The 21239-nt window shown below is 68.9% G+C and carries 20 protein-coding genes and 2 tRNA genes; 9 read left to right on the top strand and 13 right to left on the bottom strand.

Features of this window, described 5'->3' with window-relative positions; genetic code table 11:
• Positions 1–87: 87 nt before the first annotated feature.
• The 5 genes from EX20_RS17865 to fdxA all read right to left on the bottom strand — a co-directional run bounded on the left by EX20_RS17865 (position 88) and on the right by fdxA (position 2296).
• A complete protein-coding gene (locus EX20_RS17865) occupies positions 88–990 on the bottom strand; it encodes an AraC family transcriptional regulator (RefSeq protein ID WP_034194230.1) in 903 nt (300 codons plus the stop codon).
• A 60-nt stretch (positions 991–1050) separates the two neighbouring features.
• Positions 1051–1536 carry a CreA family protein gene (locus EX20_RS17860; RefSeq protein ID WP_011883909.1) on the bottom strand — a complete coding sequence of 162 codons (486 nt, stop codon included), beginning with the start codon at positions 1534–1536 and terminating at the stop codon, positions 1051–1053.
• A 107-nt stretch (positions 1537–1643) separates the two neighbouring features.
• Positions 1644–1719: transfer RNA gene (locus tag EX20_RS17855), tRNA-Asn, on the bottom strand.
• Between the two features lie 74 nt (positions 1720–1793).
• Positions 1794–1869 (bottom strand) — tRNA-Asn (locus EX20_RS17850).
• 103 nt (positions 1870–1972) lie between these two features.
• Positions 1973–2296: a ferredoxin FdxA gene (fdxA, locus tag EX20_RS17845; RefSeq protein WP_009688972.1), complete on the bottom strand. Its 324-nt coding sequence runs from the start codon at positions 2294–2296 to the stop codon at positions 1973–1975.
• Between the two features lie 280 nt (positions 2297–2576).
• Between fdxA and pncB the strand changes: the two genes are divergently transcribed.
• The 5 genes from pncB (at position 2577) to rmuC (ending at position 8541) form a co-directional block, all read left to right on the top strand.
• Entirely contained in the window at positions 2577–3776 is a 1200-nt protein-coding gene (gene pncB / locus EX20_RS17840) for a nicotinate phosphoribosyltransferase (protein ID WP_034194229.1), read from the top strand.
• An 86-nt stretch (positions 3777–3862) separates the two neighbouring features.
• A complete protein-coding gene (locus tag EX20_RS17835; RefSeq protein WP_014722705.1) occupies positions 3863–4525 on the top strand; it encodes a LutC/YkgG family protein in 663 nt (220 codons plus the stop codon).
• 43 nt (positions 4526–4568) lie between these two features.
• Positions 4569–5999, top strand: coding sequence for a sodium:proton antiporter (locus tag EX20_RS17830; RefSeq protein WP_034194228.1), 1431 nt, complete (start codon positions 4569–4571; stop codon positions 5997–5999).
• Between the two features lie 80 nt (positions 6000–6079).
• On the top strand, positions 6080–7069 hold the full coding sequence (locus tag EX20_RS17825) for a 2-hydroxyacid dehydrogenase (protein ID WP_034194236.1): 990 nt from the start codon (positions 6080–6082) through the stop codon (positions 7067–7069).
• The gene (gene rmuC, locus EX20_RS17820) at positions 7066–8541 is read left to right on the top strand and encodes a DNA recombination protein RmuC (protein WP_011883921.1); all 1476 of its coding nucleotides are present in this window, start codon (positions 7066–7068) and stop codon (positions 8539–8541) included. The genes EX20_RS17825 and rmuC overlap by 4 nt, the downstream gene beginning before the upstream one ends.
• Positions 8542–8653: 112 nt before the next feature.
• On the opposite strand, the gene EX20_RS17815 is transcribed toward rmuC, so the two are convergent.
• The 6 genes from EX20_RS17815 to EX20_RS17790 form a co-directional block, all read right to left on the bottom strand.
• Positions 8654–9139 carry a GNAT family N-acetyltransferase gene (locus EX20_RS17815; protein ID WP_034194227.1) on the bottom strand — a complete coding sequence of 162 codons (486 nt, stop codon included), beginning with the start codon at positions 9137–9139 and terminating at the stop codon, positions 8654–8656.
• Positions 9136–9411 carry a hypothetical protein gene (locus EX20_RS17810; protein ID WP_006476519.1) on the bottom strand — a complete coding sequence of 92 codons (276 nt, stop codon included), beginning with the start codon at positions 9409–9411 and terminating at the stop codon, positions 9136–9138. The genes EX20_RS17815 and EX20_RS17810 overlap by 4 nt, the downstream gene beginning before the upstream one ends.
• Before the next feature lie 37 nt (positions 9412–9448).
• Positions 9449–10744, bottom strand: a complete 1296-nt coding sequence (gene glp, locus EX20_RS17805; protein ID WP_034194226.1) for a molybdopterin molybdotransferase MoeA — start codon at positions 10742–10744, stop codon at positions 9449–9451.
• 105 nt (positions 10745–10849) lie between these two features.
• Entirely contained in the window at positions 10850–11467 is a 618-nt protein-coding gene (gene mobA, locus EX20_RS17800; protein ID WP_034194225.1) for a molybdenum cofactor guanylyltransferase MobA, read from the bottom strand.
• 28 nt (positions 11468–11495) lie between these two features.
• Complete coding sequence (gene moaA, locus EX20_RS17795) at positions 11496–12608, bottom strand: GTP 3',8-cyclase MoaA (RefSeq protein WP_034194224.1); 1113 nt, start codon at positions 12606–12608, stop codon at positions 11496–11498.
• Between the two features lie 125 nt (positions 12609–12733).
• Positions 12734–15967, bottom strand: coding sequence for an Rne/Rng family ribonuclease (locus tag EX20_RS17790; RefSeq protein ID WP_034194223.1), 3234 nt, complete (start codon positions 15965–15967; stop codon positions 12734–12736).
• Between the two features lie 725 nt (positions 15968–16692).
• Here EX20_RS17790 and EX20_RS17785 point away from each other — a divergent pair.
• From EX20_RS17785 to EX20_RS17770, 4 genes are read left to right on the top strand one after another with little or no spacing between them, the layout of a single operon-like run.
• A complete protein-coding gene (locus EX20_RS17785) occupies positions 16693–17697 on the top strand; it encodes an RluA family pseudouridine synthase (RefSeq protein WP_034194222.1) in 1005 nt (334 codons plus the stop codon).
• Between the two features lie 5 nt (positions 17698–17702).
• The gene (locus tag EX20_RS17780; protein ID WP_011883934.1) at positions 17703–18362 is read left to right on the top strand and encodes an HAD-IA family hydrolase; all 660 of its coding nucleotides are present in this window, start codon (positions 17703–17705) and stop codon (positions 18360–18362) included.
• Positions 18359–18766 carry a Rieske (2Fe-2S) protein gene (locus EX20_RS17775; protein ID WP_011883935.1) on the top strand — a complete coding sequence of 136 codons (408 nt, stop codon included), beginning with the start codon at positions 18359–18361 and terminating at the stop codon, positions 18764–18766. The genes EX20_RS17780 and EX20_RS17775 overlap by 4 nt, the downstream gene beginning before the upstream one ends.
• A gap of 24 nt (positions 18767–18790) precedes the next feature.
• A complete protein-coding gene (locus EX20_RS17770) occupies positions 18791–19780 on the top strand; it encodes a S49 family peptidase (protein ID WP_011883936.1) in 990 nt (329 codons plus the stop codon).
• Between the two features lie 79 nt (positions 19781–19859).
• On the opposite strand, the gene EX20_RS17765 is transcribed toward EX20_RS17770, so the two are convergent.
• Together EX20_RS17765 and EX20_RS17760 are read right to left on the bottom strand one after the other, a co-directional pair.
• Positions 19860–20582, bottom strand: a complete 723-nt coding sequence (locus tag EX20_RS17765) for an SAM-dependent methyltransferase (RefSeq protein WP_034194221.1) — start codon at positions 20580–20582, stop codon at positions 19860–19862.
• Complete coding sequence (locus EX20_RS17760; RefSeq protein WP_034194220.1) at positions 20579–21208, bottom strand: Maf-like protein; 630 nt, start codon at positions 21206–21208, stop codon at positions 20579–20581. Before EX20_RS17760 ends, EX20_RS17765 begins: the two co-directional genes overlap by 4 nt.
• Between the last annotated feature and the right edge of the window lie 31 nt (positions 21209–21239).

Genomic DNA, 21239 nt, shown 5'->3' with positions numbered 1-21239 from the left:
GGACGCCGAAGCGAACCTGAACTGGAACTGGAAGCGAAACCGGAATCCGAGGCGAAACCGGCGCCGTAGGCGAACGAGGCGTATGCCTCAGCGCGCCTGCCAGCGCCCCGGCGGGACGCCGAACATCCGCTTGAAGTGCCGTGTGAAGTGGCTTTGATCGACGAAGCCGGTGGCCGCGGCGACGTCGGCGACCGATGCGCCCGCGCGCAACGGCGCAAGCGCGCGCTGCAGCCGCAACTGGTTGCGCCATGCGTGCGGCGGCATCCCGATCGTGCGCGTGAACAAGCGCGCCGCGTGAAACGGCGACAGGCCGACGGCCTGCGCGACGTCGTCGAGCGTGACGCTGCACGTGAGATCGGCGGCGAGCCGTTCGCGCATGGCGTCGACGCGCGGCTCGTCGGCCGCGAGCGCGTGCGGTTGCAGCCGCGCGTCGGCATGACGCGCGATCAGCGTCGACAGCGCATCGAGCAGCGCCGTTTCGGCGGCGAGCGGATCGTAGACCGGGAGCGCGCCGGCGTGCGCGGAATGCAGGGCATCCGCCGAATCCACGCGTTCACCCGCCACGCACTCGCTCCCGGCCTCCATCATTCGGTGCGCGCGCGCGAGTCGTGCCGCGAGATCGGTGTCGCGGATCACGCCGTTCGGGAACCACGGCGCGTCCTGCGGCCGGCCGACGATCATGCTGGCCAGCGTGCGCAGGTAAGCAACCGGCACGTAGCTGACGCGATAGCACCACCCTTCGTCGGTCGCGCGCGAGCCCGTGTGGACTTCGCCGGGATTGATCACCGGCACCGTGCCGGTTTCGGCGACATGGCCGCTGCCGCGGCACATGTAGCGCTCGGCGCCTTCCAGGATCACGGGAATCGTGTACGCGTCGTGCCAGTGCGGCGCGAACGTGTGGTTGCGATAGGTGGCCGTGAGCAGGTCCGCGTCCGGCAGCAGCGGCGTGCGCCAGTAGCGGGCGGAATCGGGAAGGCGGGCAGCGGGCATGGTGGGGCGCGAAGCGGTCGATCCGACAGTGTATCGTTCGTGCGCGCGGCCCGCGTGCGCCTACTTGACCGGAATCGTCGTGCCGGCCGGCATCGGCACCGCGGTGACGGCGTTCTTCGGGCTGCCGCTGACGACGCGATCGCTGTAGGTCAGGTAGACGAGCGTGTTGCGCTTCGTATCGACGACGCGCACGACGTGCAGCGTCTTGAAGATGAACGACATGCGCTCGCTGAACACGTCGGTCTGCTGCTTGAGCGGTTCCTTGAAGCTGAGCGGCCCGACTTGCCGGCACGCGATCGACGCTTCGGTCGGATCTTCGGCGACGCCCAGCGTGCCCTTGATCCCGCCGGTGCGCGCGCGCGACACGTAGCAGGTGACGCCGGTCACGAGCGGATCGTCGTACGCTTCGACGACCACGCGATCGGAGCCCGTCACGCGAAAGTGGGTGTTGACGCTGCCGACTTCCTCCGCGTGCGCGAGCGGCGCGGCGGCAACGGCGGATAGCAGCAGGGCGGAACGAGCGGCGTAAAGGAGGCGATGCTTCATCGACGTGGCCGGATGCAAATGGGAGACAGAGACTCTAGCATGCGCCGCCGCGGCGAACGGGCGCCGGAAAGACAAAAGGCCCGTCGAATGACGGGCCTTTCATTGTCTGGCTCCCCGACCTGGGCTCGAACCAGGGACCTACGGATTAACAGTCCGGCGCTCTACCGACTGAGCTATCGGGGAATAAATCGGTACATCTGCATGTGTGTTCGGTGACCAACAAAAAACCCGTCCACTTTCAACGGGCCTTTGCTTTTTGGCTCCCCGACCTGGGCTCGAACCAGGGACCTACGGATTAACAGTCCGGCGCTCTACCGACTGAGCTATCGGGGAACAAACATCAACAGCAGAGAAACGAGATTTTATGGAGTGGCTTCTGACCTGTCAATACCTTTGGGCGGCGACATGCAAAATTTTTTGCGGCGCCGCTGCTGGATCAGCGCTCGAGCAGGTGCAGCTTGTCCTGCACGTCCTTCCACTCGTCCGCGTCGGCCGGTGCCGGCTTGGTCTTGGTGATCGACGGCCAGTTCTTCGCCAGTTCGGCGTTCAGCGCGGTGAACTGCTGCTGGTCGCCCGGAACGTCTTCTTCGGCATAGATCGCGTTGGTCGGGCATTCGGCGACGCACACTGCGCAGTCGATGCACTCGTCCGGATCGATGGCGAGAAAGTTGGGACCTTCACGGAAGCAATCCACCGGGCATACATCCACGCAATCCGTGTATTTGCACTTGATGCAGCCTTCGGTCACAACGTGAGTCATTAAAACGCTCCTGCTTGGCGGTATATATGGGGTGGCGTTTGCGCCAAAAGCGGCATTGTAACTGAAGCGCAAAACCCGCATCGCGTGCTCGACTTTCCGGCTTATATCGTTTCGTGATTAGTTTATGGGGCGATGGCGGACCTGCGCGGCGACGGCGCCGCCGCACGCGCGCGCCGGACGGCTTCACGATGGTCCGTCCCGCATTCGGGTAACATGGCCGGCAGACCGGGCGGCGCGCCGTGCGCCGGGGCCTTGTCACGATATTGGCGGTGCCGCAAACATGATCATTACTTCGCTGCTCGACACGGATCTCTACAAGTTCACGATGATGCAGGTCGTCCTGCATCACTTTCCTGCCGCAACGGTCGAGTACCGCTTCCGGTGTCGCACGCGCGGCGTCGATCTCGTGCCGTACATCGACGAGATCCGCGACGAGGTGCGCGGCCTCTGCGCGCTGCGCTTCACCGACGTCGAGCTCGACTACCTGCGGCGCATGCGCTTCATCAAGAGCGACTTCGTCGATTTCCTCGCGCTGTTCCACCTCAACGAAAAGTACATTTCGATCACGCCTTCGCCGAAGGGCAACGGCGAGATCGACATCGTGATCGAAGGGCCGTGGCTGCATACGATCCTGTTCGAGATCCCGGTGCTCGCGATCGTCAACGAAGTCTATTTCCGCAACACGCAGCGCGAGCCCGACTACCGCGAAGGCCGCGAGCGGCTGCGCGACAAGATCAAGCTGCTCGGCGCGAAGCCCGAGTTCGCCGACTGCAAGATCGCCGACTACGGCACGCGCCGCCGCTTCTCGAAGGTGTGGCACGAGGAAGTCGCGCTGACGCTGCGCGACGGGCTCGGCCCGCAATTCGCCGGCACGAGCAACGTGTTCTACGCGATGAAGCACGACCTCACGCCGCTCGGCACGATGGCGCACGAATACCTGCAGGCGTGTCAGGCGCTCGGGCCGCGGCTGCGCGATTCGCAGACCTACGGTTTCGAGATGTGGGCGAAGGAGTATCGCGGCGACCTCGGGATCGCGCTGTCGGACGTCTACGGGATGGACGCGTTCCTGAACGACTTCGACATGTACTTCTGCAAGCTGTTCGACGGCGCGCGCCACGATTCGGGCGATCCGTTCGACTGGGGCGAGCGCATGCTGCGCCACTACGAGGCGAACCGCTGCGACCCGCGCACCAAGGTGCTCGTGTTCTCGGACGCGCTCGACATCCCGAAGGTCATGCAGCTGTACGAACGGTTCCGCGGCCGCTGCAAGCTCGCGTTCGGCGTCGGCACCAACCTGACCAACGATCTCGGTTACGTGCCGCTGCAGATCGTGATCAAGATGGTCCGCTGCAACGGCCAGCCGGTCGCCAAGCTGTCCGATTCGCCGGGCAAGAGCATGTGCGACGACAAGGCGTATCTCGCGTACCTGCGTCAGGTATTCGGGATCGCGCAGCCGGTCGGCGACGACGCTTCGCAGTAGGCGTTCGCCGCACGGCGACGTGCGGCGCGGCGGGGGCGGCCGGTATAATCCGACGGTATCGCACGCCAACGTCACGAGGACCGTTCATGGACACTTCCGCTGCCCGTCGCCAGATCCTCGCACGCATCCGCGCGGCGCAAGGACGCGCGCCCGAACCCGATGCAGCGGAGCGCGACGGCGTCGCCGACTATCTCGCCCGTCATCCCGAAGGCCCGCGCCCGGCGCCGCCGGCCGACCTCGTCGCCGCGTTCGTCGCCGAAGCGGCGCGCCTGTCCACCACCGTCGACGAAGTCGCGACGCTCGCCGACGCACCGGCCGCCGCCGCACGCTATCTCGGCGCGCACGGGCTGCCGCTGCAGGCCGTCGCCTGGCGCACGCTCGCCGAACTCGACTGGGCCGGCGCCGGCCTGTCGGTCGAATGCCGCAAGCCGCGCGACGGCGATCTGGTCGGCCTGACCGGCTGCTTCTGCGCGACCGCCGAAACGGGCTCGCTGGTGCTGCTGTCCGGCCCCGACACCTATGCATCGGCCGGCCTGCTGCCGGAGACGCACATCGCGATCGTGCCGGCTTCGCGCATCGTCGCCGGTCACGAAGATGCGTTCGCGCTGATCCGTGCGGAGCGCGGCGAGTTGCCTCGCGCGGTCAACTTCATCTCGGGGCCGTCGCGCACCGGCGACATCGAGCAGACCATCGTGCTCGGCGCACACGGCCCGTACCGCGTGCACGCGATCATCGTGCGCGGCGCATGACGCGCCGGCCGCATCTCACCTCACTCGTAGAAGGACGTTCTGCATGAAACGACATGCCGCCTGGGCGGGCATGGCGTCGGGCGCCGCGCTTGGCGCGGTTCCGGCGCTCGCATCGGCCGCCACGCTCGACGGTGCCACGCTGTCCGCGCTGTGGGGCATCCCGTTCGCCGGGATTCTGCTGTCGATCGCGGTGTTCCCGCTGATCGCGCCCGTGTTCTGGCATCACCATTTCGGCAAGATCGCCGCCGCGTGGGCGGTTGCGTTCCTGGCGCCGTTCGCCGTTGTGTTCGGCGCCGGCACCGCGTTCGGTACGCTCGTGCACGCGCTGCTCGAGGAGTACATCCCGTTCATCGTGCTGCTGACCGCGCTGTACACGGTGGCCGGCGGCATCTGCGTGAACGGCAACCTGCACGGCACGCCGAAGCTGAACACCGCGATCCTCGCGCTCGGCACGCTGCTCGCGAGCGTGATGGGCACGACCGGCGCGGCGATGCTGCTGATCCGCCCGCTGCTGCGCGCGAACGACAACCGCAAGCACGTCGTGCACGTCGTGATCTTCTTCATCTTCCTGGTCGCGAATGCGGGCGGCTCGCTGTCGCCGCTCGGCGATCCGCCGCTGTTCCTCGGCTTTCTGAACGGCGTGAGCTTCTTCTGGACGACCACCCATCTCGCGCTGCCGATGCTGTTCATCTGCGCGCTGCTGCTGACGCTGTTCTTCGTGCTCGACACGTACTTCTACCGGAAGGGCGGCGAAGAGCGGCAGGCCGCGCTCGATCCGACGCCCGACGACGTCGCGCTGTCGATCGACGGCAAGATCAACTTCGTGCTGCTCGCGGCGGTGATCGGCCTCGTGCTGATGAGCGGCATCTGGAAGCCCGACGTCGCGTTCGACGTGTGGGGCACGCACGTCGCGCTGCAGAACCTCGTGCGCGACGTCGCGCTGATCGTCGTGGCGCTCGCGTCGCTCGCGCTGACGCCGCGCTCGGCACGCGAGGGCAATGCGTTCAACTGGGCGCCGATCGAGGAAGTCGCGAAGCTGTTCGCGGGGATCTTCGTGACGATCGCGCCGGTGATCGTGATCCTGCGCGCCGGCGCCGACGGCGCGTTCGCGCAGATCGTCCATCTCGTCACGGGCGCCGACGGCAAGCCGATCGACGTGATGTACTTCTGGGCAACGGGCTTGCTGTCGTCGTTCCTCGACAACGCGCCGACCTACCTCGTGTTCTTCAACCTCGCCGGCGGCGACGCGCAGGCGCTGATGACGACCGGCGCGACGACGCTCGCCGCGATTTCGGCGGGCGCGGTGTTCATGGGCGCGAACAGCTACATCGGCAATGCGCCGAACTTCATGGTGAAGGCGATCGCGGAGTCGCGCGGCGTGAGGATGCCGAGCTTCTTCGCGTATCTCGGCTGGGCGTTCGCGGTACTGGTGCCCGTGTTCCTGCTGACGTCGTGGATCTTCTTCACGGCGTAGGCGGGCAAATTTCAACCCAGCGTGCACGGCACGGCGGCGCGCGACGCGCCGCGTGCCGGCCGCGGCATGCGGAGATGGCGATGCAGAAGATCCTGGTCGCACGCCCGATTTTTACGGACGTGATCGAACGGCTCGAACAGTATTTTGAAGTCGACTGGAACAACGGCGACGCGCTCGCGCCCGATGCGCTCGCCGCCCGGCTCGCCGACAAGGACGGCGCGCTGACGGCCGGCGACCCGATCGGCGCGGCCGCGCTCGCGGCGGCGCCGCGGCTGCGCGTCGTGTCGAACATGGCGGTCGGCTACAACAACTTCGACATGGCCGCGTTCAACGCGGCGAACGTGCTCGGCACCAACACGCCGGACGTGCTGAACGAGTCCACCGCCGATTTCGGCTGGGCGCTGATGATGGCCGCCGCGCGCCGGATCGCCGAATCCGAACACTGGCTGCGCGCCGGGCACTGGCGCAAATGGGCGTACGACGGCTTTCTCGGCAGCGACATCTACGGGTCGACGCTCGGCGTGATCGGGATGGGGCGCATCGGCCAGGCGCTCGCGCGCCGCGCGCGCGGCTTCGGGATGCAGGTGATCTATCACAACCGTTCGCGCGTCGCGCCGGAAATCGAGGCGGAGCTCGCCGCGCAGTACGTATCGAAGGACGAGCTGCTGGCGCGCGCCGATCACGTCGTGCTGGTGCTGCCGTACACGAAGGAGAACCACCACACGATCGGCGCGGCCGAGCTGGCGAAGATGAAGCGCACCGCGACGCTCACCAACATCGCGCGCGGCGGCATCGTCGACGACGCGGCGCTGGCCGTCGCGCTGTGCGACGGCACCATCGCCGCGGCCGGCCTCGACGTGTTCGAAGGCGAGCCGAGCGTGCATCCGGCGCTGCTGGAGGTGCCGAACGTCGTGCTGACGCCGCACATCGCGAGCGCCACCGAAAAGACGCGCCGCGCGATGGCGAACCTCGCCGCCGACAACCTGATCGCCGCGCTCGGCGAAGGGCCGCGCGCCGGCCAGCCGCCGAATCCGATCAACCCTGACGTGATCGGGAAGCCGCGCGCATGACCACGACGTTGTTGTTGGCGGCGATCGTCGTGCTGGCCGTCGCGCTGTCGGTGGCGGTGTTCGCGATGCTGCGCGGCGGCGGCCGCGACGATGCGGTCGTGCTCGGCGACCAGATCGAGGACGCCGCGCATGCGCAGGCGCTCGCAATCGAGCGGCTCGAACGCGAGCTGCGCGGCGAGATCGTCGACAACGCGCGCGGCTCGCGCACCGAGCTGGCCGGCAGTTTCTCGCAGCTGCAGCAGACGCTCGCGACGCAGCTCACGAGCATCGCGACCGTGCAGAACAACCAGATCGACGGCTTCGCGCAACAGCTCGCTAAGCTCGTCGCCGGCAACGCGCAGCAGTTCGACGCGATGCGCGAAAGCGTGCAGCGCCAGGCGCAGCAGGCGCGCGAGGAGCAGACGGTCGCGCTGCGGCTGTTCGGCGACACGCTGAACCGGCAGCTCACGCAACTGACCGAGGCCAACGACCGCCGGATCGGCGAAGTGCGCGCGACGCTCGAGCAGCGGCTGAAGGAAATCGAGACGAACAACGCGGCGAAGCTCGAGGAGATGCGCCGCACCGTCGACGAGAAGTTGCATGCGACGCTCGAGCAGCGGCTCGGCGAATCGTTCAAGCTCGTCTCGGACCGTCTCGAGCAGGTGCACCGCGGGCTCGGCGAAATGCAGACGCTGGCGGCCGGCGTCGGCGACCTGAAGAAGGTGCTGACCAACGTGAAGACGCGCGGCACGTGGGGCGAGGTGCAGCTCGAGGCGTTGCTCGAGCAGATGCTCACGCCCGACCAGTACGCGAAGAACGTCGCGACCGTCCCGAAGAGCAGCGAACGCGTCGAATTCGCGATCCGGCTGCCGGGCCGCGACGCCGGCACGCGCGACGCGGCGCCGGTATGGCTGCCGATCGACGCGAAATTCCCGCGCGAGGACTACGAGCGGCTGATCGACGCGCAGGAGCGCGCCGATGCGGCGGCCGTCGAAGAAGCGGGGCGTGCGCTCGAAGCGCGGGTGCGGATGGAAGCGCGCACGATTGCCGAGAAATACGTCGCACCGCCGCACACCACCGATTTCGCGCTGCTGTTCCTGCCGACCGAGGGGCTCTATGCGGAGATCCTGCGCCGGCCGGGGCTGACCGACCTGCTGCAGCGCGACTACCGCGTGACGGTGGCCGGGCCGACGACGTTGACGGCGCTGCTCAACAGCCTGCAGATGGGGTTCCGCACGCTCGCGATCGAGCAGCGTTCGAGCGAGGTGTGGCAGGTGCTCGGCGCGGTGAAGAGCGAGTTCGGCAAGTTCGGCGATGTGCTCGCGCGCACGAAGGCGCAGCTCGAAACGGTCACGCGCTCGATCGAGGCGGCCGAGCAGCGCACGCGCGTGATGGGCCGCAAGCTGAAGCAGGTCGAGGCGTTGCCCGACGAGACGGCCGCTGGCCTGCTCGGCGCGCAGGCCGCCGACGGCGCCGATGCCGACGATGCGTAGAGCGAAGCCCCGCGCGCGCGGCTGAAGCGCGCTGAAACGAACGACGGGCGCCGTGGCGCCCGTCTTCTTTTGCGGCAGCGGTAGCGGCCGCGTAGCCGCGAGCGTTGCGCGTTCAGCGCGCGGCGAGCGCGTGAAGCGCGTCGCCGGTCATGCGCACGATGCGCCAGTCGGGCAGCACGGTCGCGCCCATCTTCTCGTAGAAGTCGATCGCGGGGCGGTTCCAGTCGAGTACCGACCATTCGAAGCGCGCGCAGCGGCGCTCGACGGCGAGCGCGGCGAGGTGCCGCAACAGCGCGGTGCCGAGCCCCGTGCCGCGTTGCGCCGGCTGCACGTACAGATCCTCGAGATACAGGCCGCGACGGCCGACGAACGTCGAATAGTTGTGGAAGAACAGCGCATACGCGACGATCGCGCCGTCCTGTTCGGCGACCAGCGCCTCGGCGGCCGGCCGTTCGCCGAACAGCGCGTCGGCCAGATCGGCCTCGGTCGCGACGAACAGGTGCGTGAGCTTCTCGAACTCGGCGAGCTCGCGCATCAGCGCGACGATCGCGCCGACATCGCGCGCTTCGGCCGGGCGGATCGGCGCTGCGCCGCTCACGCTTCCTCCGGCGGGTCGGACAGCACGATCTCGATGCCGCCGAAACGCGACGCGACCCAGTTGTACGCGTGGCATGCGATCCACAGCAGCACGAAGCCGAGGATCGCGTTCAGCAGCAGCGCGCTGAGGATCGTGCTGAGCTCGACCATCCCGTAGCGGATGTATGCGACCAGGATGCCGAGCAGCACGATCGGCACGCTGAACGTCAGGTAGACGAGGATCAGCGCCTTCGCGGTCTGCCCCGCGGCGATCGACGAGATTTGTTTCTTCATGTGTGGATTGCCCCCGTAGAGATATACCGATTGGAATTCAGATCAGGCCGTCGAGCGGCAGGATGTCGACCGGGGCGCCCGCGTCGACCGCCGCGCAGTCGTGGCCCAGGACGATGAAACAGTTCGCGGCCGCGAGGCCGCTCAGCGATGCGGAGCTCTGCGAGCCGGCCGGTGCGACGTGCCAGCGGCCGTCGGCCGCACGCGTCGCGATGGCGCGCAGGTATTCGGTGCGGCCCGGCCGCTTGTTCAGCCGCTGCGTGCTGAATGCGGCGTACATCGCCGGCGGTGGTGTCTGCGCGCCGGCCAGCGCGAGCAGCGCCGGGCGCACGATCGCGTAGAACGTCACGGCGGACGCGACCGGGTTGCCGGGCAGCCCGAAGAACAGCGTATGGCCGGCATCGTCGGCGGCGCGTGCGAGCGTGCCGCACGCGAGCGGCCGGCCGGGCCGCAGTGCGAGGCTCGCGAACGTCACGTCGCCGAGCCGCGTCATCACGTCCCGCGTGAAGTCCGCTTCGCCGACCGATACGCCGCCCGACGTGATCACCGCGTCGGCGCCTGCGGCGACCGCATCGCGCAGCGCGCGTTCGAGCGCCGCCGGATCGTCGCGAACGATGCCGAGATCGAGCGCGTCGAGGTGCAGCCGTTCGAGCATCGCGACCAGCATGGCGCGGTTGCTGTCGTACAGCGTGCCGTCCGCGCGCGGCTGGCCCGGTTCGCGCAGCTCGTCGCCGGTCGAGAACACGGCGACCCGCACGCGGCGGCGCACCGTGACCTCGCGCAGCCCGAACGACGCGAGCAGGCCGAGATCGGACGGACGCAGGATGCGGCCGGCGGCCAGCGCGCATGCGCCGCGCGCGAGATCCTCGCCGGCCTTGCGGCAATTCGCGCCGCGCGCGACGTCGTGCGCGGCGAAGCGGACGACGTCGCCCGCCACGCGCACGCGTTCCTGCGGAATGACGGTGTCGCAGCCGGCCGGCATCGGCGCGCCGGTCATGATGCGGATGCAGGCGCCGGGTGCGACGACGCCGTCGAACGGATGGCCGGCGAGCGCCGTGCCGGCGACCGTCAGCGCGATCTCGGCCGATGCGGCGGCCATGCTCGCGCCGCCGTCGAACGCATAGCCGTCCATCGCGGAATTGTCGTAAGCGGGAATGTCGAACGGCGCGTTCACGTCGGCCGCGAGCACGCGGTCGAGCGCATCGTGCAGCGACACGGTGTCGCACGCGTCGACCGGCACCGCGAAGCGGCATGCGAGCGCCTGCGCATCGGCGAGCGACAGCGGAGCGGCGGAAGCGGGTGCGGGTGGGGAGGCGGACGAAGGTTGCGTGATCATCGGTCGGACTGCGCCGCAAGGCGTATCGGGTTCGTGGCCGGTGGCGCGAAAGGAGCGCCTGAGCGCGGACACGCATGCGGCGGGCGGAAAACGCGGCCGATGCCGTCAGCGGCGGGCCAGCGCGGCGAGTTCCTGCCAGGAGTTGGCATTGTAAAACGCACGCTCGTCGCGAAACTCGACTTCGACCGTCTTGTGGCGTGCGTACCACGCACGCACCTTGCGCTCGCCGGCTGCGAGCGCGGCGGCGAGGTCGTCGGCGAGCGACGTGCGCAGCAGCGCGAAGGTCGGCTGCGGCGAGCGCGCGTGCTGGGCGTCGACGGTCACGGCCATCGCGATGTCGGCCCGATGCGCGTCGAAGGCCGCGTGCAGTCGCGCGACGAGGTCGGTCGGCAGGTGGGGCGTATCGCACGGCGCACAGACCACGAGCGGCGCGCGCGCCGCGCGCATGCCGGCGAGCAGCCCGGCGAGCGGGCCCGCGAAGTCCAGGGTTTCGTCCGGCACGACGCGCGCTCCGAACGGCGCGCCGAGTTCGGCATAGCGAGCGGCGTTGCGATTCGCGCTGATCACCATCTCGTCGACCTGGCCGGCGAGCCGGCGCAGCACGTGCAAGGCGAGCGGCGTGCCGTCGAGCAGCTGGAGGCCCTTGTCGGCCCCGTCCATGCGCGTCGCGCGTCCGCCGGCGAGCAGCAGGCCGGTGATCGAAGGCGTGACGGAAGCGGGCATCGTGACGGGGGAGGCGGGGCGCGGCGCGTCAGCCGCCGATGTACGACATTTCGACGCGCTTGCCCGCGCTGTCGGGCGCGGCGCTGCCGGCGGCGCTGCCGCGCAGCTGCGAATAGCGGTCGGTGCGGGCCTGCCAGATGCGGGCGATCGCAGTCGCGATCTCCGCGTCGCTCGCGCCGCCGCGCACCAGCGCGCGCAGGTCGTGGCCGCTCGATGCGAACAGGCACAGGTACAGCTTGCCTTCGGTCGACAGCCGCGCGCGCGTGCAGTCGCCGCAGAAGGCCTGCGTGACGCTGGAGATCACGCCGATCTCGCCGCGGCCGTCCGCATAGCCCCAGCGCTGCGCCGTCTCGGCGGCCGTGTGTGGCTCGAGCGGCACGAGCGGGAAGTGCTCGGCGATGCGCGCGACCACCTCCGCCGACGGCAGCACTTCGGTCATGTTCCAGCCGTTCGACGTGCCGACGTCCATGTATTCGATGAAGCGCAGGATCACGCCGGTGCCGCGAAAACGCTCGGCCATCGGCACGATCTCCGTGTCGTTGGTGCCGCGCTTCACGACCATGTTGACCTTGACCGGCGCGAGGTCCACGGCCTGGGCGGCGAAGATGCCGTCGAGCACGTCGGCGCTGGCGAAGTCGGCGTCGTTCATGCGCTTGAACAGCGCGTCGTCGAGCGCGTCGAGGCTGACCGTCACGCGCGTGAGGCCGGCATCCTTCAGCGCGCGCGCCTTGCGCGCGAGCAGCGAGCCGTTGGTGGTCAGCGTGACGTCGAGCGGGCGGCCGTCGTGGGTGGTGAGGCGCGCGAGGCGTTCGATCAGGAATTCGAGGTTCTTGCGCAGCAGCGGCTCGCCGCCGGTGATCCGGATCTTCTCGACGCCGTGTGCGACGAACAGCCGCGCCACGCGCTCGATCTCTTCGTGCGTGAGCAGCGCGCCGTGCGGCAGGAACGGGTAGTCCTTGTCGAACACGTCGCGCGGCATGCAGTAGACGCACCGGAAGTTGCAGCGGTCCGTCACCGAGATGCGCAGGTCGCGCAGCGGCCTGGCGAACCTGTCGGTCAGCGCGCCGTCGGGCGTGTGCGCGACGCCGGAGATATCGGGCATCGCGCTGACGTCGGCGAGGGGAATGATGCGTCGGGACATATCTAAAGAAGTGCGAGCCGGGCTTGTATTCTAGCCGCAAGCGGTGTTTCGGGCTGGTGAGCGCAAACCCGTGGTACGAAAAAGAAAAAGCCCGCCGAAGCGGGCTTTCTCGGGCTGCGACGCGCTTAACGCTGCGACGTCTCGACCTGCTGCATCGGGGTCGAATCGGCCGGCGGCAGCGGCTTGCGTTCGCGCGGCACGCGGGCCGGGCGCGGCAGGCGCGATGCGGCTTCCTGGGCGGCGCGGAACTTGTCGGCGTCGGTGTTCACCCACACCAGACCGGCCTGTTCCAGTACGACCTCGAGGCCGGCCGAAACGGGCGCAGCAGCCGCAGGAGCCGGCGTCGCGGGTGCCGGCGCTGCAACGGCTTCGACCGGGGCAGCTTCGACACGAGCAGCTTCGACCGGTGCCGCTTCGACGCGAGCCGGTTCGGCCGGGGCCGGTGCGGCTTCGACTGCGACGACCGGTGCCGGGGCGACTGCTGCCGGCGCGGCTTGCTCGACGGGCGCGGACTGCGGCGCTTCGACGGCAGCCGGCTCGGCCGGCACTTCGAATGCGTCGGTCGGCGAAACCGCGACCGGCGCCGGGCCTGCTTCCACAGCGGCGGCCGGGGCGACGGATGCCGTTGCGGCTGCCGGAGCGGCGACGGCCGGCTCCAGCGGCGCGACCGGCGTCGCTTCGACGCGTACCGGTGCCGCTTGCGGCTCGACTGCGGCCGGTGCGGCCGCTTCTGCGTGCTGCTCGACCGCGGTTTCGACCACGACGGCGCCTGCTGCCGCGACGGCAGCCACGGCGGCCGGTGCAGCCGCTGCGGCCGTATGAGCCGGTGCTGCTGCGCTCGACTCGGTCGCTACTTCCTGCACGGCGGCTTCATCGCCGACTCCGTGCTCGGCGACTGCGCCTTCTTCCTCGCGCTCGCGACGACCGCCACGGCGGCCGCGGCGGCGACGGCGACGTTCCTCGCCACTGGCTTCCGCGTCGGCTGCCGCATCTGCGCCGGGCAGCGCAACTGCGGCGGCCTGGTCGGCTTCCTCGTCCGGATGGTTTTCGCCACGGTTGACCGTCTCGAGCGTCGCCGCGTGTTGGGTCGGCTTACGGCGCTCACCGCGCTCGCCGCGTTCACCACGCTCGCGACGTTCGCCGCGTTCCTGGCGCTCGCCGCGCCCGGCTGCGTCGCCGGCTTCCAACTGCTCGGCGCGCTCGCGCGGTTCACGGGGTTCGCGGGCCTCGCGCGGCTCGCGGATTTCACGCGGTTCACGCGGCTCGCGGCCTTCGCGCGGGCCTCGGCCTTCGCGACCTTCGCGGCCCTCACGACCTTCGCGGTTCTCGCGCGGTTCGCGGCCTTCACGCGGCTCGCGAGCCTCGCGCGGTTCACGACCTTCGCGCGGTTCACGCGGCTCGCGCGCTTCCTTGCCTTCGCGCTCGAGGCGCGGGCCGCGGCCTGCCGCTGCCTGGTCGCGTCCGCCCTGAGCCTGCGGGCCGCCACGACGGTTACGGTTGCGATCGCCGCCGCGCTGCTCCGACTTCTCGGTGCGCTCGCGGGCCGGACGGGCAGCCGGTTCGCTGACCGGGGCCGGTGCGACCGGCGCGGGCGCCGGTGCCGCCGCCGGCGCCATGCCGAACAGGCCCTTCAGCCAGCCGATGAAGCCGCCGCTCGCCGGCGCGACCGGAGCCGGGGCGGGCGCCGGTGCGGCCGCGACCGGCTCGGCCGGGCGCGGCGCTGCCGGGCTCGGCGCCGGACGTTCGGGCGTGATGCCCTTGACCGCCGCTTCCTGCTTCGGCTTCACGTCGGCCGTGCGCTTGCTGTAGCCGGTTTCCGACTCCAGCTCGCGCGCCGCTTCCTCGGCCATCTTCCACGACGCACGCGGGTCGTCGAGGCGCGCGTCGTCGTGACGCAGGCGTTCGAGCTTGTAGTGCGGCGTATCGAGGTGCTTGTTCGGGATCAGCACGATGCCGACCTTGAAGCGCGACTCGATCTTGTTGATTTCCTGACGCTTTTCGTTGAGCAGGAAGGCGGTCACTTCGACCGGCACCTGGCAATGGATCGCCGCGGTGTTTTCCTTCATCGCTTCTTCCTGAATGATCCGCAGCACCTGCAGCGCGGACGATTCGGTGTCGCGGATGTGGCCCGTGCCGTTGCAACGCGGGCACGTCACGTGGCTGCCTTCCGACAGCGCCGGACGCAGGCGCTGACGCGACAGCTCCATCAGGCCGAAGCGGGAGATCTTGCCCATCTGCACGCGCGCACGGTCGTGCTTGAGCGCGTCCTTCAGGCGCTGCTCGACTTCGCGCTGGCTCTTGGCCGACTCCATGTCGATGAAGTCGATCACGATCAGGCCACCGAGGTCGCGCAGGCGCAGCTGGCGGGCCACTTCGTCGGCGGCTTCCAGGTTCGTGCGCGTCGCCGTTTCCTCGATGTCGGCGCCCTTGGTCGCGCGCGCCGAGTTCACGTCGATCGCGACGAGCGCCTCGGTGTGGTCGATCACGATCGCGCCGCCCGACGGCAGCGGCACCGTGCGCGAGTAGGCCGTTTCGATCTGGTGCTCGATCTGGAAGCGCGAGAACAGCGGCACGTCGTCGTGGTAGCGCTTCACCTTCGACACGTTGTCCGGCATCACGATGTCCATGAACGCACGGGCCTGATCGTAGATCTCGGTCGTGTCGATCAGGATTTCGCCGATATCGGGCTGGAAATAGTCGCGGATCGCGCGGATCACGAGGCTCGATTCCAGATAGATCAGCATCGGCTGACCCGAGTTACCGCTTTGCGACGCCGCTTCGATCGCGCGCCACAGCTGCAGCAGGTAGTTCAGGTCCCACTGCAGTTCCTCGGCGCTGCGGCCGATGCCCGCGGTACGGGCGATCATGCTCATGCCGTCCGGAATCTGCAGCTGCGCCATGGTTTCGCGCAGTTCCTGACGCTCGTCGCCTTCGATCCGGCGCGACACGCCGCCGCCGCGCGGGTTGTTCGGCATCAGCACCAGGTAGCGGCCGGCGAGCGAGATGAAGGTCGTGAGCGCCGCGCCCTTGTTGCCGCGCTCCTCCTTCTCGACCTGGACGATCAACTCCTGGCCCTCGCGCAGCGCATCCTGGATGCGCGCGGAGCGCATGTCGATGCCTTCCTTGAAGTATTGGCGGGCGACTTCCTTGAACGGCAGGAAGCCGTGGCGGTCTTCGCCGTAGTTGACGAAGCACGCTTCGAGCGACGGCTCGATACGGGTGACGACACCTTTGTAGATATTGCCTTTGCGCTGTTCGCGCCCGGCTGTCTCGATGTCGATGTCGATGAGCTTTTGCCCATCGACGATGGCGACGCGCAGCTCCTCCTGCTGCGTCGCATTGAACAGCATGCGTTTCATGAACGACTCCAGGCGGCTCTACTGCCGGCGCCTCGCGGTTTTGTCAGTCGCGAGAGCGGGGACGACGGCAGGCCGCACCTTGTTGTGTTGTCACGAGCACGCTGGAGCGGGAAGGATGGCGGGGAGAATTGCCTGAAGAGGCGCTTGGGCCCGAAACATGGGGCCGGCGGCCATAGGGCACCTGCGAACACGGCTTCAAAGCAGGCGTCCACACACCGCACGCTGCACAAGCGCGCTAAGCCTGAGGCCGGGGCACTGCCACGGGGCGCGCGCAATGCGTCGCGCGCGCCGACGGGCGGCAGATGCTGCGGCTTGGGCCGCAGCGGGGAGTATCGAATCCAGCCCGACTTTCCCGCCTGGGGTGTACTTCCCTGGTTTGACGTCGCCAAGCCCCGCACGCTTCGCGGGGCCAAATCGGGCGCAACGCCGTAATTTTCGCAACCGGCAGCCTGCGGACGCACTTCGCGCCGTCGGGCTGCCGATCAAATTCTTTTCAACCAACTTTCCGTTACCGCGGCGCCTTGCCGACCGAATTCGCCTGTGGGCGCGATCCTTGCCGACGAGCGGCGCCGTGCGTGCAACTTGCTGCATCTCTTTGGTTAAGGGCGAGCAGCAGACCCCCGGCGCAAGTAAAATAGCGGTTTGCGCTTGCGCCTTGCCCGATTCAGCCGGGGCCGGCCTGTCAGGCCACCCTCAACGTCAGGCTGGGCAAAATTATATTCAGTATGAATGAGTTAGGCAAAATATCCCAGAATTCGGTCGCAAGCGGTCAGGTATCGATGATCGAGATCGACGAAAACTCGGCCGGTCAGCGGATCGACAACTTCCTGTTGCGCGTCTGTAAGGGCGTGCCCAAGAGCCATGTCTACCGGATCCTGCGCAGCGGCGAAGTGCGCGTGAACAAGGGCCGGGTCGACGCCCAGTACCGGCTCGCGCTCGGCGACCTCGTGCGCGTGCCGCCCGTGCGGGTGGCGGCGGCCGATCTGGCCCGCGCCGAAACGCCGATCGTCCCGCCCGCGCAGTTCGACGTGCTATACGAGGACGACGCGATGCTCGTCATCAACAAGCCGGCCGGCGTCGCCGTGCACGGCGGCAGCGGCGTCGCGTTCGGCGTGATCGAACAGATGCGGCAGGCGCGCCCGCGCGCGAAGTTCCTCGAACTGGTGCACCGGCTCGATCGCGAGACGTCCGGGATCCTGATGCTCGCGAAGAAGCGCACGGCGCTGGTGGGGCTGCACGAGCAGATCCGCGAAAACCGGATGGACAAGCGCTATTTCGCCTGCGGACACGGCCAGTGGCAGCCCGACTGGGGGCGTCGCCGGGTGGTGAAGGCGCCGCTCTTCAAGTATTCGACCGCGGAAGGCGAGCGGCGCGTGCGCGTGCAGGACGACGGCCTGCCGTCGCACACGGTGTTCAACCTGATCGAGCGCTGGCCCGACTACGCGCTCGTCGAAGCGGAACTCAAAACGGGTCGGACCCATCAGATCCGTGTGCATCTCGCGCATCTCGGCTTGCCCATCGCGGGCGACGCCAAGTATGGCGATTTCGCCCTGAACAAGGCGCTGGCGCGCGCGAACGCGCAGCCGTCGCTCAAACGGATGTTCCTGCACGCGTACCGCCTGAAGCTCGCGCATCCGCTGAGCGGCGAGCCGCTGCAGTTTGATGCGCCGCTGCCGGACGAATGCCGGCGCTTTCTCGATCAACTCAGCGCTCTGCGCGATACCGCGTGACTCGCATGGCCCGACAGCAATTTGATCTGATCGTCTTCGACTGGGACGGCACGCTGATGGATTCGACTGCGCACATCGCGTACAGCATCCAGGCCGCGTGCCGCGATCTCGGCCTGCCCGCGCCGTCCGACGAGGCGTCCCGCTACGTGATCGGCCTCGGCCTGCGCGATGCGCTGCAGATCGCCGCGCCGAGCCTCGATCCGTCCGACTATCCGCGGCTCGCCGAACGCTACCGCTACCACTACCTGCTGGACGACCAGCGCATCGAGCTGTTTGCCGGCGTGCGCGAACTGCTCGCGGAATTGCGCGACGTGGGCTACCTGCTCGCGGTCGCGACCGGCAAGGGGCGCGTAGGCCTGAACCGCGTGCTCGACCAGTCGAAGCTGACGAGCCTGTTCGACGCGACCCGCTGCGCGGACGAAACGTTCTCGAAGCCGCACCCGGCGATGCTGCACGAACTGTCCCGCGAACTGGGGCAGGATCTGGCGCGCACCGTGATGATCGGCGACACGACGCACGACCTGCAGATGGCGGCAAGTGCCGGGGCGGCCGGCGTCGGCGTGTCGTACGGTGCGCATACGGCCGACGCGCTCGCCGCGCTGGCGCCGCGCTTCGTCGCGCCGGACGTCGTCGCGCTCGCGGCGTGGCTGCGGGAGCACGCATGAGCGCGGCGCCGGCCGCCGTGCGCGTCTGCGCATCGGACGCGCTCGCCGACGGCGGCACCGGCGTGCGCGTCGACGCGACGCTGCGCGGCGAGCAGGCGGTCGTGTTCTTCGTCCGCTACGAGGGCCGTGCCTACGGTTACCTGAACCGCTGCGCGCACGTGCCGATGGAGCTCGACTGGGCCGAAGGGCAGTTCTTCGAATCGTCCGGGCTCTATCTGATGTGCGCGACGCACGGCGCCATTTATGCGCCCGATACGGGCAAGTGCGTGGGCGGCCCGTGCCGCGGCGCTCGGCTGCGGCCGGTCGAGGTCGACGAGCGCGACACGCCCGACGGGCGCGCGGTTTTCTGGGTGCCGGATGCCGACCTGGTGCCCGCTGCGCCGCCTTCCGCCACGACCGACTGACGACACCACTTCAGACACCACTTCATGGCCGACCAACCGACTACTCCCGATTCCTCGTCCCGTCCCGACTCCCGCGAGCCCAACTGGGAGCGCGCGGCCCTCGAGCGGATCGCGCTGGCGGCCGTCAAGGAACAGCGCGCGGCGCGGCGCTGGAAGATCTTCTTCCGGTTCGCGTTCCTCGGCGTGTTCGCGCTGCTCGCGTTCGCGCTGATCGATTTCTCGGGCGACTCGAAGTTCTCCAGCGGGCGCCACACGGCGCTGGTGACGATCGACGGTGAAATCGCGGCCGGCACCAATGCGAACGCCGAAGACATCAACACCGCGCTGGATGCCGCGTTCGACGACGACGGCACGGCCGGCGTCGTGCTGCGGATCAACAGCCCGGGCGGCAGCCCGGTGCAGGCCGGGATGGTTTACGACGAGATCCGCCGGCTGCGCAAGACGTATCCGGACAAGCCGCTGTACGTGGTCGTGACCGACATCTGCGCATCGGGCGGCTATTACATTGCGTCCGCCGCCGACAAGATCTTCGTCGACAAGGCGAGCATCGTCGGCTCGATCGGCGTGCTGATGGACGGTTTCGGCTTCACCGGGCTGATGAGCAAGCTCGGCGTCGAGCGCCGCCTGCATACGTCGGGCGAAAACAAGGGCTTCTACGATCCGTTCTCGCCCGAGACGCCGAAGATGGACGCCCATGCGCAGGCGCTGCTCGATCAGGTCCATGCGCAGTTCATCAAGGCCGTGAAGGACGGCCGCGGCAAGCGGCTGCACGAGACGCCCGACATGTTCTCGGGCCTGTTCTGGACCGGCGAGAAGAGCGTCGAACTCGGCCTCGCCGACGGCTACGGCACGACCGACACGGTCGCGCGCGACGTGCTGAAGGCGCCGGATCTGGTCGACTACACGGTGAAGGAAAGCATCACGAACCGCGTCGCCCGCAAGTTCGGCGCGGCGGCCGGCGGAGCGGCGATGAAGGCGCTCGGCGCGGCCGGCACGTCGTTCAGCCTGCGCTGAACGGCGGTACGCGGCGCGCTGCAAGCGCGGCCCGGCGCCCGCGCCGCCCGCCGAGCGGCGGCGCGCGCCACGTGCGCCGTCAGTTCGCGAGCAGCAGGAAGATCGCCGGGCGCTTCTGCAGATTCGGCGCGGCCGCCTTTTTCCAGTCCGCCGCGGTGCGGCTCGCGATCGTCTCGGTTTCGAGCGTCAGATCGGCCGCGACGCAGATCTGCGTCGACGGCGCACAGGTCGCCACGAGTGTGTCGAGCATCGCCTGGTTGCGGTAGGGCGTCTCGATGAAGATCTGCGTCTGCCGGGCCTTGCGTGACAGTTGCTCGAGCTCGCGCAGGCGCTTCGCGCGCGCGGCCGCGTCGACCGGCAGATAGCCGTTGAACGCGAAGCTTTGGCCGTTCAGGCCCGATGCCATCAGCGCGAGCAGGATCGAGCTCGGCCCGACCAGCGGCACGACCTTCACGCCGCGCTCGTGCGCGCGGCGCACCAGCAGCGCGCCGGGGTCGGCCACCGCGGGGCAGCCGGCCTCGGACACGAGCCCGGCATCGGCGCCCGCCAGCACCGGCGCGAGCAGCCGGTCGATTGCGCCGGCCGGCGTATTGACGTTCAGTTCCTGAATGTCGATTTCCTGGATCGGCCGCGTCGTGCCGATCTTCTTCAGGAACGCGCGCGTCGTTTTCGCGTTCTCGCCGATGTAATAGCCGAGCGTGCCGGCGCGCGCCTGCACGGCAGCAGGCAGCACCGCGGCGAGCATCGCGGCGTCGCCTTCGCCGAGCGTGTTGGGGACGAGATAGAGCGTGCCGGCCGTCATGCGCGGTCTCCGTGGTGGGCGAACAGCGGGTAGCCGGCGACGCGCAGCATCCGCGTGAGCGCGATCAGCGGCAGGCCGACGAGCGCGGTCGGGTCGTCGGAATCGATTGCATCGAGCAGCGCGATGCCGAGCCCTTCGGATTTCGCGCTGCCGGCCACGTCGTACGGCGTCTCGGCGCGCAGATATGCGTCGAGCTCGGCTTCGGGCAGCGAGCGGAAGCGCACGCGCGTCACCACATCCTCGCTCTGCGTGTTGCCGGTACGGCTGTCGTACAGGCTCAGCGCGCTGTGGAATTCGACGTCGCGGCCCTGCATCGACAGAAGCTGCGCGAGCGCGCGCTCGTGCGTGCCCGGCTTGCCGATCTGGAGGCCGTCGAACGTCGCGACCTGATCGGAGCCGATCACGAGCACGCCGTCGGGCGCGTCGATCGTCGCGGCGACCGCGCGCGCCTTCGCGGCGGCGAGCCGCAGCGCCGTCGCGGCCGGCGTTTCGCCCGCGAGCGGGGTTTCGTCGAGGTCCGGCGACACGGTGTCGAACGGTATGCCGAGGCGCTCGAGGAGCGCGCGGCGATAGCGGGAACTGGAGGCGAGAATCAGCCGCGGCGGGCGGCAAACGGTATCCGGCATGGTCGGTTGGGTCGGTGAATCGTCAGGTGTG

The sequence above is a fragment of the Burkholderia sp. WP42 genome (assembly GCF_000745665.1).
GTDB lineage: Bacteria > Pseudomonadota > Gammaproteobacteria > Burkholderiales > Burkholderiaceae > Burkholderia > Burkholderia vietnamiensis.
The sequence above is the reverse complement of the archived record's forward strand: the minus strand, read 5'-3'. Positions and strand labels throughout refer to the sequence as shown.

Coding starts and splice junctions, on each gene's coding strand:
- EX20_RS17790 (WP_034194223.1), bottom strand. CDS start 15,967: ATGAAACGCATGCTGTTCAATGCGACGCAGCAGGAGGAGCTGCGCGTC.
- EX20_RS17780 (WP_011883934.1), top strand. CDS start 17,703: ATGGCCCGACAGCAATTTGATCTGATCGTCTTCGACTGGGACGGCACG.
- moaA (WP_034194224.1), bottom strand. CDS start 12,608: ATGTCCCGACGCATCATTCCCCTCGCCGACGTCAGCGCGATGCCCGAT.
- glp (WP_034194226.1), bottom strand. CDS start 10,744: ATGATCACGCAACCTTCGTCCGCCTCCCCACCCGCACCCGCTTCCGCC.
- EX20_RS17765 (WP_034194221.1), bottom strand. CDS start 20,582: ATGACGGCCGGCACGCTCTATCTCGTCCCCAACACGCTCGGCGAAGGC.
- fdxA (WP_009688972.1), bottom strand. CDS start 2,296: ATGACTCACGTTGTGACCGAAGGCTGCATCAAGTGCAAATACACGGAT.
- EX20_RS17860 (WP_011883909.1), bottom strand. CDS start 1,536: ATGAAGCATCGCCTCCTTTACGCCGCTCGTTCCGCCCTGCTGCTATCC.
- pncB (WP_034194229.1), top strand. CDS start 2,577: ATGATCATTACTTCGCTGCTCGACACGGATCTCTACAAGTTCACGATG.
- EX20_RS17770 (WP_011883936.1), top strand. CDS start 18,791: ATGGCCGACCAACCGACTACTCCCGATTCCTCGTCCCGTCCCGACTCC.
- EX20_RS17825 (WP_034194236.1), top strand. CDS start 6,080: ATGCAGAAGATCCTGGTCGCACGCCCGATTTTTACGGACGTGATCGAA.
- EX20_RS17830 (WP_034194228.1), top strand. CDS start 4,569: ATGAAACGACATGCCGCCTGGGCGGGCATGGCGTCGGGCGCCGCGCTT.
- EX20_RS17865 (WP_034194230.1), bottom strand. CDS start 990: ATGCCCGCTGCCCGCCTTCCCGATTCCGCCCGCTACTGGCGCACGCCG.
- EX20_RS17810 (WP_006476519.1), bottom strand. CDS start 9,411: ATGAAGAAACAAATCTCGTCGATCGCCGCGGGGCAGACCGCGAAGGCG.
- rmuC (WP_011883921.1), top strand. CDS start 7,066: ATGACCACGACGTTGTTGTTGGCGGCGATCGTCGTGCTGGCCGTCGCG.
- EX20_RS17775 (WP_011883935.1), top strand. CDS start 18,359: ATGAGCGCGGCGCCGGCCGCCGTGCGCGTCTGCGCATCGGACGCGCTC.
- EX20_RS17835 (WP_014722705.1), top strand. CDS start 3,863: ATGGACACTTCCGCTGCCCGTCGCCAGATCCTCGCACGCATCCGCGCG.
- mobA (WP_034194225.1), bottom strand. CDS start 11,467: ATGCCCGCTTCCGTCACGCCTTCGATCACCGGCCTGCTGCTCGCCGGC.
- EX20_RS17785 (WP_034194222.1), top strand. CDS start 16,693: ATGAATGAGTTAGGCAAAATATCCCAGAATTCGGTCGCAAGCGGTCAG.
- EX20_RS17760 (WP_034194220.1), bottom strand. CDS start 21,208: ATGCCGGATACCGTTTGCCGCCCGCCGCGGCTGATTCTCGCCTCCAGT.